13 protein-coding genes are annotated in these 13,624 nt (G+C 49.7%); 8 read left to right on the top strand and 5 right to left on the bottom strand.

The genetic code is table 11. The features are described from left to right. The 8 genes from KDK14_RS13510 to KDK14_RS13480 form a co-directional block, all read left to right on the top strand. Positions 1-299 (top strand): hypothetical protein (locus KDK14_RS13510; protein ID WP_257265685.1); only part of this gene is annotated, 299 nt, incomplete at its 5' end. Positions 300-342: 43 nt separating this feature from the next. Continuing rightward, complete coding sequence (gene glyQ, locus KDK14_RS13505; RefSeq protein WP_257265684.1) at positions 343-1,296, top strand: glycine--tRNA ligase subunit alpha; 954 nt, start codon at positions 343-345, stop codon at positions 1,294-1,296. Positions 1,297-1,318: 22 nt separating this feature from the next. Further along, complete coding sequence (gene glyS / locus KDK14_RS13500) at positions 1,319-3,457, top strand: glycine--tRNA ligase subunit beta (RefSeq protein ID WP_257265688.1); 2,139 nt, start codon at positions 1,319-1,321, stop codon at positions 3,455-3,457. Positions 3,458-3,518: 61 nt separating this feature from the next. Continuing rightward, on the top strand, positions 3,519-4,085 hold the full coding sequence (gene gmhB / locus KDK14_RS13495; RefSeq protein WP_257265682.1) for a D-glycero-beta-D-manno-heptose 1,7-bisphosphate 7-phosphatase: 567 nt from the start codon (positions 3,519-3,521) through the stop codon (positions 4,083-4,085). After that, complete coding sequence (locus tag KDK14_RS13490) at positions 4,085-4,870, top strand: 1-acyl-sn-glycerol-3-phosphate acyltransferase (protein WP_257265681.1); 786 nt, start codon at positions 4,085-4,087, stop codon at positions 4,868-4,870. Before gmhB ends, KDK14_RS13490 begins: the two co-directional genes overlap by 1 nt. Positions 4,871-5,014: 144 nt before the next feature. Beyond that, positions 5,015-5,125, top strand: coding sequence for a hypothetical protein (locus KDK14_RS21785; protein ID WP_373691080.1), 111 nt, complete (start codon positions 5,015-5,017; stop codon positions 5,123-5,125). Between the two features lie 60 nt (positions 5,126-5,185). Next, complete coding sequence (locus KDK14_RS13485) at positions 5,186-5,689, top strand: hypothetical protein (RefSeq protein ID WP_257265679.1); 504 nt, start codon at positions 5,186-5,188, stop codon at positions 5,687-5,689. A 68-nt stretch (positions 5,690-5,757) separates the two neighbouring features. Then, positions 5,758-6,426 (top strand): E3 ubiquitin protein ligase, encoded by a 669-nt coding sequence (locus KDK14_RS13480; protein WP_257265678.1) that lies wholly within the window; start codon positions 5,758-5,760, stop codon positions 6,424-6,426. 78 nt (positions 6,427-6,504) lie between these two features. Here the strand turns inward: KDK14_RS13480 and lpcA are convergent, their stop codons facing one another. From lpcA to dnaA, 5 genes are all read right to left on the bottom strand, one after another. Then, a complete protein-coding gene (gene lpcA, locus KDK14_RS13475) occupies positions 6,505-7,089 on the bottom strand; it encodes a D-sedoheptulose 7-phosphate isomerase (RefSeq protein ID WP_257265677.1) in 585 nt (194 codons plus the stop codon). Positions 7,090-7,142: 53 nt separating this feature from the next. After that, the gene (gene gyrB, locus KDK14_RS13470; RefSeq protein WP_257265676.1) at positions 7,143-9,557 is read right to left on the bottom strand and encodes a DNA topoisomerase (ATP-hydrolyzing) subunit B; all 2,415 of its coding nucleotides are present in this window, start codon (positions 9,555-9,557) and stop codon (positions 7,143-7,145) included. Next, complete coding sequence (recF, locus tag KDK14_RS13465) at positions 9,550-10,692, bottom strand: DNA replication/repair protein RecF (protein ID WP_257265675.1); 1,143 nt, start codon at positions 10,690-10,692, stop codon at positions 9,550-9,552. The genes gyrB and recF overlap by 8 nt, the downstream gene beginning before the upstream one ends. 83 nt (positions 10,693-10,775) lie before the next feature. Then, positions 10,776-11,879, bottom strand: a complete 1,104-nt coding sequence (dnaN, locus tag KDK14_RS13460; RefSeq protein WP_257265674.1) for a DNA polymerase III subunit beta — start codon at positions 11,877-11,879, stop codon at positions 10,776-10,778. 62 nt (positions 11,880-11,941) lie between these two features. Further along, a complete protein-coding gene (gene dnaA, locus KDK14_RS13455; RefSeq protein WP_373691079.1) occupies positions 11,942-13,546 on the bottom strand; it encodes a chromosomal replication initiator protein DnaA in 1,605 nt (534 codons plus the stop codon). Positions 13,547-13,624 lie beyond the last annotated feature (78 nt).

Raw genomic sequence — 13,624 nt, 5'->3', positions numbered from 1 at the left:
CTGATGGAACTGATGGAACTGATGGAACTGATGGAACTGATGGAACTGATGGAACAGAGAGTATAGTTGGCCACCTGCTTCACATTAGAGACAACGTGACGCTTTTTCCAAAGGCTTTTCCAAAGGCTTTACCCACGTTTTTCACAACTTATCCACAGCTTAAACTTAATCACACAAACCGGTATAATCACCTCCTGTTTTTTCCATCGAACCCTGTGCGGGCTCACTCACAGGGAAACCTGCGCCAGGTAAATGAACTGGTCATCAACTATTGTTTGCAACGCAAAGCACAATGTTGAAAAAAACAATCGATTTGCATTTGAGCCTCCAAGAGGTAGAAAAGTGATTTCCCAGACCACGCCAGATACCAATACATTCCAGGGGCTGATCCTCGCCCTGCAACAATTCTGGGCCCAACAGGGCTGCGTCATCATGCAACCACTGGATATGGAAGTGGGTGCGGGTACTTTCCATCCAGCCACTTTTCTCCGTGCCATCGGCCCGGAAAACTGGAACTCGGCTTATGTTCAGCCCAGTCGTCGCCCAACCGATGGCCGTTACGGTGAAAATCCCAACCGCCTGCAGCATTATTACCAGTTCCAGGTGGTGATGAAGCCATCTCCCGATAACATTCAGGAGCTGTACCTGGACTCGCTGCGTCAATTGGGTTTTGATCCGCTGGTCCATGACATTCGTTTTGTCGAAGACAACTGGGAGTCTCCCACACTGGGTGCCTGGGGGCTTGGCTGGGAAGTCTGGATGAACGGTATGGAAGTCACCCAGTTTACCTATTTCCAGCAGGTCGGCGGTATTGAGTGCTACCCGGTTACTGGCGAGATCACCTACGGTATTGAGCGCCTGGCCATGTATATCCAGAATGTCGATAACGTGTATGACCTGGTCTGGACTGTTGGTCCAAAAGGCTCGGTCACTTACGGTGATGTGTTCCATCAGCAGGAAGTTGAAATGTCCACATTCAACTTTGAGCATGCTGACACTGAAGCGCTGTTCAAACAGTTCGATTTCTTTGAACGCGAATCCCGTAAGCTGGTGGATATCGGCCTGCCCCTGCCGGCCTATGAATACGTTTTGAAAGCTTCACACACCTTTAATCTGCTGGATGCCCGTCACGCCATCTCGGTAACGGAACGCCAGCGTTTTATCCTGCGCGTCAGAACGCTGGCCAGAGCAGTCGCCAAAGCTTACTTTGACAAGCGTCATGAGCTTGGCTTCCCCCTTGCGGATGAGTCCATTCGTGATGATGTTCTGGCCACTATTGCCAAACAAACAGCGTAGCAAGCGCACAGGAGGAAAAATGATGAGCACTTCCCTGAATAAAGCGCATAAAGAAGACTTCCTGATTGAGCTGGGCACGGAAGAGCTGCCACCAAAGGCATTACCGAGCCTGTCTGACGGGTTTACCCGGGGCATTCTTTCCGGCCTTGAACAAGCTCAGATTACCTTTGCTGATTATGAGTCGTTTGCCACACCCCGTCGTCTGGCGCTGCTGATCAAAGGCCTGGATACCGCCCAGCCCGATCAACAGCTTGAGCGTAAGGGGCCTGCGGTGAAAGCCGCCTATGATGCCGATGGTAACCCAAGCAAGGCAGCCCTTGGCTTTGCCCGTTCCAACGGGGTAAATTTTGCCGACCTGGAACAGGAAGAAACACCGAAAGGCACATGGCTGGTTTATCGATCAGTCAAGCCTAGTGAAGCCACCAAAGTTTTGCTACCCAAAATTATTACCCAAGCGCTGAATACCCTGCCTATTCCCAAACGTATGCGCTGGGGTGCCAGCCATAGCGAATTTGTCCGTCCCGTTCACTGGCTGCTGATGCTGCAGGGCGATCAAATTATTGACTGTGAAATTCTGGGCCTGCAAGCGGGTAACACAACCCGTGGTCACCGCTTCCACGCAAACCGGGAAATCACCATCACCAACCCTGCAGACTATGCACAGATTCTCCGTGAGCAGGGCAAAGTGATTGCCAGCTTTGCAACCCGCCGTGACATCATCCGTGAGCAGGTTGAACAGATTGCTACCACGATTAATGGTCAGTCGGTGATTGATCCTGACCTTCTTGATGAGGTCACGGCGCTCAATGAATGGCCGGTAGCCCTTTGTGGCCGCTTTGATGATGAATTCCTTGCCGTTCCATCGGAAGCCCTGATCTCTTCCATGAAGGGACATCAAAAATATTTCCACGTCCAAAACAGTGCAGGGAAACTTCTGGCACACTTTATTACCGTGGCCAATATCGACAGTGCCCAGCCTCGCCATGTTGTGGCAGGTAATGAGAAAGTCATTCGCCCGCGTCTCGCTGATGCCAAGTTCTTCTACGACAATGACCGCAAACAGACACAAGATGACCGTCGTGAAAAACTGAAACCCATTATTTTCCAGGCGCAACTTGGTTCAGTGTTTGCCAAAACAGAACGTATCGCACGACTTGCGTCTTACATTGCACAAATGGAAGGTGGTGATGCAACGCTGGCTGAACGTGCCGGTCAACTGTGCAAGTCCGACCTGGTTTCTGAAATGGTTCTGGAGTTTCCAGAGCTGCAAGGCATCATGGGTCAATACTATGCCAACAACGACGGTGAAAACCCTGAAGTCAGCAAGACGCTGTATGAACAGTACATGCCTCGCTTTGCCGGTGACCAGCTTCCCTCAACACTGACTGGCTGTGCTGTTGCCATTGCCGATAAAGTAGACACCATTACCGGAATTTTCGGTATCGATCAATTGCCTACCGGTAGCAAAGACCCTTTCGCATTGCGCCGTGCCAGCATCGGTGTGCTGCGCATCATTGTTGAGAAGAAACTCAATCTTGACCTGGAAACACTGACCGATCAGGCAATACTTGGCTATCAGGAACAAGGCATTTCCCTGCCAGCACTGGCTAACCTTAATACGACAGTTGTAAATTATATGCTGGAGCGTTTTGATGCCGCTTACCAGGAAGAAGGCATTGCTGCTGAGATCATCAACGCCGTCAAGGCACTTCGCCCCACCCGCCCGCTGGACTTCGATCGTCGTATAAAAGCCATTACCCGCTTTAATGCCATGGCTGAAGCGGATACCCTGGCTTCTGCCAACAAGCGTGTAGCCAATATTCTGGCAAAAGCCGTGGATATCATTATTCCGGACACTCTCGATGAGACACTGCTCAGTGAAATTTCTGAACTTGAACTTGCCAACATTGTGTTTGCCAAGAAAGAGGAAATTGCCCCCGCTCTGGCAGAAGGCCGCTACGCCCTTGCCATGGAGAGCCTGGCGACACTGAAGGATCCGGTTGATATGTTCTTTGACCAGGTGCTGGTCAATGCAGAAGACGAGGCTATCCGTCTGAATCGCTATGCACTGCTTAAGCAATTGCGCAGCCTTTTCCTGCAGGTAGCGGATATCTCTCATTTACAGAAAAGCCAGGCACAACCTGATAAATTACGACAATAGTCGTAACTTTATGCGTTCCAGGAGCGCTACTGTTTCAGGAGCGCTAGGTTTCACGAGCATTATGACCAAACTAGTTATTCTGGACCGGGATGGCGTTATCAATGAAGATTCTGACCAGTACATACGATCTGAACAACAATGGATTCCTATTCCCGGGAGTATTGAAGCGATAGCCCGACTGTCCTGTGCGGGCTATCGAGTTGTTGTAGCGACCAACCAGTCCGGGTTAGCCCGTGGTTACTTCACTCACCAGGCGCTTGATGCCATGCACGACAAGCTCACCAGACTGGTCAACGAACAGGGAGGCCAGATTGATGGCATCTATTACTGCCCACACGGCCCGGATGATCACTGTCAATGCCGAAAGCCAGCAACAGGACTTATTGACCAGATTTTTGCCGACCTTGATGCCAGTCCCAAAGAAACCTGGGTGGTTGGTGATTCACTGCGTGATCTTCAGGCAGGGGTCACCAGCGGTTGTAACGTTGCCCTGGTCCTGACTGGCAAAGGCCTTGAAACCCAAGCTAAACTCATCGAACACCCGCAAGCGCTTACTGGTATCAGGGATGTTCCTGTTCATAATAATCTGAACAGCTTTGTAGAAGATTTACTTTCAGAGGGATTTTAATGTCATCAGCTGTCAGTTCTGCCACTACCCGGGCTATGGACACCACCTTTACTGTTATAAGGACTACTGTCTTTTACTTGTCTCTGGCAGTCTGGACCGTGTTCTGGGCGATATTGATGATTCTGTTTATCTACCCTTTCCGATTTAAACTTCGTCATCAAATTTTTGTCAAAACATGGTCTATGGCAGCTATACATCTTTGTCGTTTAATTTGTGGTATCCGCTGGCAGGTAGAGGGAAGAGAGAATATTCCTGACACCCCCTGTGTCATTATCAGTAACCATCAAAGCACTTGGGAAACGTTTTTCCTGCAGACCCTGGTGACACCACAAATACAGGTGGTTAAGCAGGAACTGTTAAAGATCCCTTTTTTTGGTTGGGCGTTAAAACAGACCCGCCCCATAGCCATCAACCGCAAGGATGCACGACAAGCCCTGCAACAGGTAAGGGACCAGGGTAAAGCGGCGCTTGAACGTGGCATTTGGGTTCTTATTTTTCCGGAGGGAACTCGAACGCCTCCCGGTGAGCCGGGCAAGTTCTCTAGGGGAGGAGCAAGCCTGGCGAAAGCTGCAGATGTGGATATTATCCCTATTGCTCATAACGCGGGTGCTTTCTGGCCGAATGACTCCTGGCTAAAACGGCCTGGCACTATAAAGGTGGAAATAGGACCGGTAATCAGAACTGCCACCCTTTCCTCAGTGCAAGCCAATGACGCCACACGACAGTGGATTACCGATACATTGCATGAAATGCACTGTGGGCATTCTACTGATAAAGTGTACTGATAATTAGTAAAGGCCAGAGAAATTGGTGGTTATAAGGTTTCAGGGGAAAACCGGCAGAGAAAGCTAATAATTCAGTTATCCTCAGGGAACCAACCCAAATAAAGATGTTCTAAAGGGTTTTAAGCTGTAAAAACATGAAATATTATGAACGTCACTAACGGTGTTTCATGCTCCATATGTCATGACGTAGCCAACTGTAAAATCGTCGAACTAACCTGTGGACATACATTTGGCAGAAAATGTATGAAGATATGAATAGAGACTTCTGGTCAAAAGCGCTGTCTGCTGTGTTCACAACCATTAACTGATGGTGATTTGCTGAGGATAAACTACACTCCGTTTTCTGAACGTGTGGTTGCTGTTTCGACCACAGCCATTAGCATTTTTAAACAACATTGCCCACAAGTTATTATGCGTGGCTTACATACACTCACGTCTGTGACACGTATCGCTTGTGGCGGGTTTCTTATCGTGAGTTATCTTTCTATTGTTAATAAAGATCTCCAGCCTGTGCTCTTGAACGTTTTGCCGAATGTCATTAGTCATACTTTGGCTACTTATGTGACTGCCTGTGCTATCCTGGCTCTCGGTTCTGCTATTGGTTCTTTCGGGTCTGCAGGTGGAGTTTCTAAAGTTTTCGGAACTGCTGTCGGGATTACTTCCGGAGCTTTAACATCGGCTTATGCCTGTGACATATTTGGCGATACGAATGGCGTCCGGTTACCTACCACACTGCGCAACGCAATTATAGCTTCAGGGGGCCTCGTTGCAGGTGCCAGTGCCTTTACCGCCTATGGTATTAAACCGATCAACCGTTAAACAGGCCTGACAATCACTATTAAATAAAGATGCTCGAATCTTTTTAAAGCATTACCAGCAAGGTATTTATGAACGTTAGTAACGGTGTTTCATGCTCCATATGTCAGGACGTAGCAAATTGTAAAATCGTCGAACTAACCTGTGGACACTCGTTTGGCAGAAAATGTATGAAGATATGGATAGAGACTTCTGGTCAAAAGCGCTGTCTGCTGTGTTCAAAACCATTAACCGATGGTGATTTGCAGAGGATAAACCATACCCCATTGTATGAACGTTTGGCCGATATTTCGACAACAGCTATTAGGACTTTTAGTCAACATTTCTCAGAATTTATTGTGCCAACCGTATATGAACACAGGCATTTGCCGATCGGTTTTTGTGGCCTGGCTGTTATCACAACTATTCTTTTGTGTATTGACGAGGGTACTGTCAAAGCTGCACACATCGAGGCTTTCCTGGATTTCATTTGGTTTCTTACGGCCGCTTCTGGGGTTTTCTGTGCTGATTTAGTTCTCGGGTCTGCTGTCGGGTCTCTCGGGTCTGCTGTTAGAGTTCCTGAAATTTTCGGAATTGCTGCAGGGATTGCTTCCGGAGCTTTGACATGGGGTTATGCCTATGAGTTACTTGCCGGCAAGTATTACGACCCCGCTCGTCGCAACACCATTTCTTGTCTAGGGGGTCTCATGACAGGTCTCAATTCTTTTAGTGCATATGGTATAAAACCGGACGACCTTTAAACAGGTCGAACACTGGGCAAATCGCTACCTTATCCGGAGCTTTCAGATCCCCAAACAACCGGTATAACTGTAAATTTTTTATTCCATATACTTTTCAACAAGCTGAATCATAATATGGATTGCCTTGATATGGATCTCCTGAATCCGGTCAGCATAACCAAAGTGAGGCACACGAATTTCAACATCCGCCATCCCCGCCATCCGGCCGCCATCTTTGCCTGAGAGCAGAATAACCTTCATCCCTCTTGCCCTGCCCGCTTCTACTGCCCTGATAATATTCCCGGAATTGCCACTGGTGCTGATTCCAAGCAGTACGTCCCCTTCCCTGCCCACTGCTTCAACGTAACGTGAGAAAACGTACTCATAGCCAAAATCGTTGGCTACGCAGGAGATATGGCTGGGGTCGGAAATGGCAATGGCCGCGAAGCCAGGGCGGTTTTCCCGGAAACGTCCGGTCAACTCCTCGGCAAAGTGCATGGCGTCACAATGGGAGCCGCCGTTGCCGCAGGACAGTACCTTGCCACCGGCTTTGAAGCTCTCAGACAACAACTGGGCAGCACGATCAATGGACTCAAGATTGGTGTCAGCGTCCAGGAACCGGCTCAGTACCACCATCGCCTCTTCCAACTCTTGCCGAATAATCGCTTTAAATTCTGAAGACATTAGCAGCACCTGAAATCAAAAAAAGTGCCGGTTAACATCGGCACTGGGTTGGATTAAATATCGAGATTGGCAACATTCAACGCATTGCTTTCAATAAACTCTCTGCGGGGCTCTACATGATCCCCCATCAACGTATTGAAGATCTGGTCAGCGGCAATGGCATCTTCAATGGTGACCTTCAGCATTCGGCGGACATCCGGATCCATGGTGGTTTCCCACAGCTGATCCGGATTCATCTCACCCAGTCCCTTATAGCGCTGGATATAGTGCCGTTTGGTGGATTCACTCATCAGCCACTCCAGGGCTTCCTCAAAGGAAGCAACATCCCTCTTACGCTCCCCTTTCTGGACAAAGGCACCCGCCTCGATCAATCCCTGCAATTTATTACCAAGGGATACAATCTTGCCATAGTTGGCAGATGAGAAGAAATCGGCATTCCAGCGATAGTGGCTATCGACACCGTGGGCAATAATCGTCACCTTGGGCAACCAGACATTGAGCTCCCGGTCTTCCTCTACCGAGAAGGTCATGGTACTGCCGGCGTCTTTCAGGTTTTCGATTCTCTCACTCAGTTGGGCAACCCAGGACGTCATTATGTCTTTGTCAGCCAGGCTCACCGGCGTGAGCCCTGGCATATAAATCATTTCACGGAGCACCGAGACAGGGTAAATACGGGACAGCTTATCAGCCACTTTATGGACATCCCTGAACTCTTTTACCAGCTCTTCAAGGGGCTGATCACTGATCCCCGGGGCATTGTCGTTGACGTGCAAACTGGTATTTTCCAGAGCTGACTGGGTCAGGTAACCATCAAGCGCACCGTCATCTTTCAGGTATTGCTCCTGCTTGCCACGCTTGACCTTGTACAGCGGTGGCTGAGCAATGTAGATGTAGCCATTTTCAATTAACTCAGGCATCTGGCGGAAGAAGAAGGTCAACAGCAGCGTACGGATGTGGGACCCATCCACGTCCGCATCGGTCATGATAATGATGTTATGGTAACGGAGCTTGTCAATATTGAACTCGGTACGGCCAATACCACAGCCCAGAGCAGTGATCAGGGTGCCGACTTCCTGAGAGGACAACATCTTGTCAAAACGGGCTTTCTCAACGTTCAGGATCTTACCCTTCAACGGGAGGATCGCCTGGGTCTTGCGGTTACGACCCTGCTTGGCGGAACCGCCCGCCGAGTCACCCTCCACGATGTACAGTTCCGAAAGCCCGGGGTCTTTCTCCTGACAGTCCGCCAGTTTGCCTGGCAATCCGGCAATGTCCAGGGCACCCTTACGCCGGGTCATTTCCCGTGCCTTGCGGGCCGCTTCACGGGCCCTGGCCGCATCCAGCATCTTACCAACAACCGCCTTGGCTTCCTGGGGGTTTTCTATCAGATAGTCCGCCAGGTACTTGCCCATCTCCTGCTCTACCGCGGTTTTTACCTCGGAGGAGACCAGCTTGTCTTTGGTCTGGGAGGAAAATTTAGGGTCCGGCACTTTGACTGAGATAATCGCCGTCAGGCCTTCACGGGCATCATCGCCCGAGGTAGCCACCTTGGCCGTCTTCTGAAAGCCTTCCCGTTCAATATAGCCATTCAGACTTCGGGTCAGGGCCGCACGGAAGCCTGCCAGGTGGGTTCCACCATCCCGCTGGGGGATGTTATTGGTAAAACAGAACACCCCTTCCTGGAAGCTGTCATTCCACTGCATGGCCACTTCCACACCAATACCGTCATCCCGGGTGGTTTCAAAGTGGAAGACTTTGTTGATGGTGCTTTTATTCTGGTTCAGATGTTCCACAAAAGCCTTCAGACCACCATCGTATTTGAAGTCATCAACCTTGCCTGTACGCTCATCCGTCAGCTGGATATAGACCCCTGAATTCAGGAATGAGAGTTCTCGCAGGCGCTTGGCCAGAATGTCATAACTGAACTGAATGTTGGAGAAGGTCTCCGGGGAGGGTATAAAGTGCAGTTCAGTACCGGCGACATCCGTTTCACCAATAATTTTTAACGGCTCATCCGGAATCCCTTGATGATACACCTGCTGATGAACCTTGCCATGGCGGCGAATGGTCAGTTTCAGCTGGCTGGACAACGCATTAACCACTGATACACCTACGCCGTGCAGACCACCGGAAACCTTGTAGGTATTGTCATCAAACTTACCACCGGCATGAAGCACCGTCATGATCACTTCAGCGGCAGAAATACCCTCTTCCTCATGGATATCCACGGGTATACCCCGGCCATTATCTTTAACCGTGATGGACTCATCCGGATGAATGATGACAGAAATCTTGTCGCAGTACCCTGCCAGCGCTTCATCGATGGAGTTATCAACCACCTCAAACACCATGTGGTGCAGGCCAGTACCATCATCGGTATCGCCAATGTACATCCCCGGGCGCTTGCGGACAGCATCCAGGCCCTTGAGGACCTTGATATTTGATGCGTCGTAGTTTTGTTCACTCATGCTCTATCATCTCCAAAGACTCAGCCCGGCGAATACTTTGCTGAGCAGGGTTCGGTATCACAGTAACTTGGCCATGTTTCACGTGAAACATTTTTACTTCCGTTTCGGGTAACCAGCAATGTTCCAGTGCCTCCTTCTCAACACAGGTGATGAAGGTCTGGCAGTTCATTTTTTGAAATAATCGACACAGCTTTTGTCGATTGGGAGTATCCAGTTCTGATGGCAGATCATCGACCAGAAAGATGCACTGTTTGTCTTGCAGCTCTTTGTAAAGAAACCCCTGGGCGAGTTTCAGTGCACAGACCACCAGTTTTAATTGACCCCGAGAGAGGATATCAACAGCACTGCCCTTGCCAATTCGAATTCTTAAATCTGCCCGTTGCGGTCCGGCATGGGTATAGCCGGATTGTACATCCCGTGTCAGTCCGCTACTGAGCACTTCATGGAGCGTCCTCTCCCGATCCCACCCCCGGTAATATTGGATAGAAAGATTATCCATATCTGCCAGTTCCGACAGAACCTCATTGAAGACCGGGGTCAGTCTCTGGATATAATCGTCCCGTAACTCGTCGATGGCATTGGCCGCTTTCTCGAACTCCAAGTTCCACGAAGTCAGTTCAGAACCGCTTATCCTACCATGACGAAGCAGAGTGTTCCGCTGTTTCAGCGCTTTTTGCAGCCGTTTCCATATAGGAAAAAAATCATGATGTTTCACGTGAAACACCCCCCAATCGATAAAGCTCCTTCTCAGTTTTGGAGAACCTTCAAGCAACCGAAAGGTATCCGGATTGATCACCTGTAATGGCAATAACCTGGCAAGATCTGAGGTGGATTTCAGGTTTTCACCAGAAACCCGTATCTGTAGCGATTCATCCCGCAGGTTTCTGGAAACACCAACGGGCACTAAAGTTTCACCTATACGGCCAAATACCGTACAAACCTCGGCACCCTGATTAATCACCGGTTTAATTCGGGAAGTACGAAAAGAACGGGCAACCCCGAGTATATGTATAGCTTCAAGGACACTGGTTTTACCACTGCCATTGAGCCCATAAAGTACGTTGACAGAAGAGGAAGGGGTAATCGAAACAGAGGAGAGGTTTCTGATATCGGTTATGGCGAGCTGTTGGATCATATTCTGTTTATTTCCGAGCCTGAGTAGCGCCGGATCAGGACAGGCGAGTGTCTGATGCCAGCATCAGACACTGACTGCTTGTGCTATAGCCTCATAGGCATAACAACATAGGTGGAGTCGCCAGATTCAGACTCCTCAAGAAGTGCACTGCTGTTGGGATCTGACAGAGTCATCTTGATGGTCTCGCCAGAAAGCACAGAAAGCACATCCAACAGGTAGCTGACGTTAAAACCGATCTCCATGGATTCACCGTGATAAGCCAGGCTCAACTCCTCTTCAGCCTCCTCCTGCTCCGGGTTATTGGCAATAACCTTGAGCTGGCCATCAGAAAGAATCAGGCGGATACCGCGGTATTTTTCATTGGAAAGAATAGACGCACGCTGGAATGTCTGGCGCAGCTCCTGACGGTCACCAATAATAATTTTGTTGCCGCCTTTGGGGATCACACGGTCATAGTCAGGGAACTTGCCGTCCACCAGTTTGGAGGTAAACATGAATTCACCGGTTTTGGCCCGGATATGATTGGCTCCAAGGATAATATGAACACTCTCCTCCTCTTCGGTAAGCAGACGGGCCATCTCAAGAATACCTTTACGGGGCACAATTACCTGATGCCTTTGGAGCTGATTGATATCGGCATCCACACTGCACATGGCCAGACGGTGCCCATCGGTAGCCACCGCACGGAGGCAATTCTGGCTGACTTCCAGCAACATCCCATTAAGATAGTAACGAACATCCTGCTGAGCCATGGCAAAGCCGGTACGATCAATCAGGCGACGAAGACGTGACTGACCAATGGTAAAGGAGATCGACCCGGCCTCTTCTTCAATGCTGGGAAACTCATTGGCTGGCAACGTGGAAAGGGTAAACCGGGCTCGGCCAGCCTTTACCTTGACCTTCTGATCATCCTGGCGCACTTCAATCATGGCGTTTTCCGGCAGGGACTTGCAGATATCCATCAGCTTTCTGGCCGGCACGGTAATCTCCCCGGCTTCAGCCGCATCCTCCAGGACGACACGGCCAACCAGTTCAACCTCCAGGTCAGTCCCGGTTAACGAGAGCTGCCCTGCTTCGACTACCATCAACACATTGGACAATACCGGCAACGTCTGTCTGCGCTCAACCACACCGGCAACCAGCTGCAGTGGTTTAAGCAATGCTTCCCGATTAATGGTAAATTTCATCGCTTTCCTTTCTCTTGATATAAAAAGGCATTCACCTTTTTATCAGGTTGAATAATGTGGAATTAACTTGTCAGTGAGCGCAACAGGTTTTTGTAATCGCTTTTGATCTCGCTATCCACTTCGACCAGTTCCTTTACTTTACGGCAGGCATGAAGAACGGTGGTATGGTCTCGTCCACCATAGGCATCACCAATCTCCGGTAAACTATGGCTGGTCAACTCTTTCGAGAGCGCCATGGCAATTTGCCTTGGCCTTGCCACAGAACGGCTGCGACGCTTGGAAAGAATATCCGCTACTTTGATCTTGTAGTACTCGGCAACCGTCCTTTGGATGTTGTCTATACTGACCTGTTTATCCTGCAAAGCCAACAGATCTTTCAGGGACTCACGGATCAGGTCAATATCAATACGGCGCCCCATAAAGTGGGCGCTGGCAATCACTCGCTTCAGGGCGCCTTCGAGTTCACGCACATTGGAACGTATTCTCTGGGCAATAAAGAAGGCGGCTTCAGGGGGCAGCTCCACCTTCTGCTGTTCTGCCTTTTTCATCAAAATGGCAACCCGGGTTTCCAACTCAGGGGGTTCAACGGCAACTGTCAACCCCCAACCAAACCGGGATTTCAGACGCTCTTCAACACCACTGATCTCCTTTGGGTAACGGTCACAGGTCAGAATCATCTGCTGGCCACCTTCGAGCAACGCATTGAAGGTGTGGAAAAACTCTTCCTGCGAGCGCTCTTTGCCGGCAAAAAACTGAATGTCATCAATCAGCAGAGCATCAACAGAACGATAATACTTTTTAAAGTCATTGATGGCATTGAGCTGCAGTGCCTTGACCATATCCGCAACAAAGCGTTCAGAGTGTAAATACACCACCCTGGCATGACTGTTCTGCTTAACCAGGAAATTACCCACCGCATGCATCAAGTGTGTCTTACCCAGACCGACACCGCCATATAAAAACAGCGGGTTATAGGACGCACCAGGGTTTTCTGCCACCTGTCGAGCGGCCGCCAGGGCCAACTGGTTTGATTTGCCCTCAACAAATGTTTCAAAGGTGAACCCCGTATTCAGGGAGCTGTGATGCTTGATAGACCCCTCAACTTCAACCTGCCGAACCGGTGTTACCGGCTCTTCAGACATATCGTTGGCAGACTCTTTCAGAGGGTTCACCATACTCTGCGAGAGTTCTTCAGCCTGTGCTTCCTGTGAAGGCATGCCAACAGGCTCGGACACCAGATCGGATTCCGGTTTATTGTCCTTTGCTACCGGTAAAGAAGACACCAGCTCATGAGTAACCACTGAACGTTCAATGGCAGCCTGTTTCAGCGGATTCTCAATGGATTTCTCTGAGTTTGCCACCGTTGCAGCAGGCTGAAACTCTCTTGGACGCGCTGATCGTTTGCTCAGAGAAGGCGGCCGACGATTAGAAACTGCCAAAGCAACGGCTGGAGAATTCCCATCGGACAGTTCATCCAGAATCTCTTCGATTCTTGGCAGAAACTTTTCTTTCACCCAGTCAGCAACAAAACGGTTGGGAGCCAGTAAGCACAGATCTTGTTCATCCCCCATCACCTTCAAGGGGCGAATCCAGGTATTGAACTGTTGGGAAGACAGCTCATCCTGCAAAATATCGATACATTTTTGCCACAGCTCAAGGGGCAGCACAGGCGCTCTCCTAATTACCTAATCACCTGGGAGGCTGTCCGAGAATAGACTGCCCTACGCGGCAACTGCTCCTGCGTT

The organism is Endozoicomonas sp. ONNA2, assembly GCF_024606365.1.
GTDB lineage: Bacteria > Pseudomonadota > Gammaproteobacteria > Pseudomonadales > Endozoicomonadaceae > Endozoicomonas.
This window is presented reverse-complemented; position numbering and strand designations above follow the sequence as displayed.

Coding starts and splice junctions, on each gene's coding strand:
- gmhB (WP_257265682.1), top strand. CDS start 3,519: ATGACCAAACTAGTTATTCTGGACCGGGATGGCGTTATCAATGAAGAT.
- dnaN (WP_257265674.1), bottom strand. CDS start 11,879: ATGAAATTTACCATTAATCGGGAAGCATTGCTTAAACCACTGCAGCTG.
- lpcA (WP_257265677.1), bottom strand. CDS start 7,089: ATGTCTTCAGAATTTAAAGCGATTATTCGGCAAGAGTTGGAAGAGGCG.
- glyS (WP_257265688.1), top strand. CDS start 1,319: ATGAGCACTTCCCTGAATAAAGCGCATAAAGAAGACTTCCTGATTGAG.
- KDK14_RS13480 (WP_257265678.1), top strand. CDS start 5,758: ATGAACGTTAGTAACGGTGTTTCATGCTCCATATGTCAGGACGTAGCA.
- recF (WP_257265675.1), bottom strand. CDS start 10,692: ATGATCCAACAGCTCGCCATAACCGATATCAGAAACCTCTCCTCTGTT.
- gyrB (WP_257265676.1), bottom strand. CDS start 9,557: ATGAGTGAACAAAACTACGACGCATCAAATATCAAGGTCCTCAAGGGC.
- KDK14_RS21785 (WP_373691080.1), top strand. CDS start 5,015: ATGAACGTCACTAACGGTGTTTCATGCTCCATATGTCATGACGTAGCC.
- KDK14_RS13490 (WP_257265681.1), top strand. CDS start 4,085: ATGTCATCAGCTGTCAGTTCTGCCACTACCCGGGCTATGGACACCACC.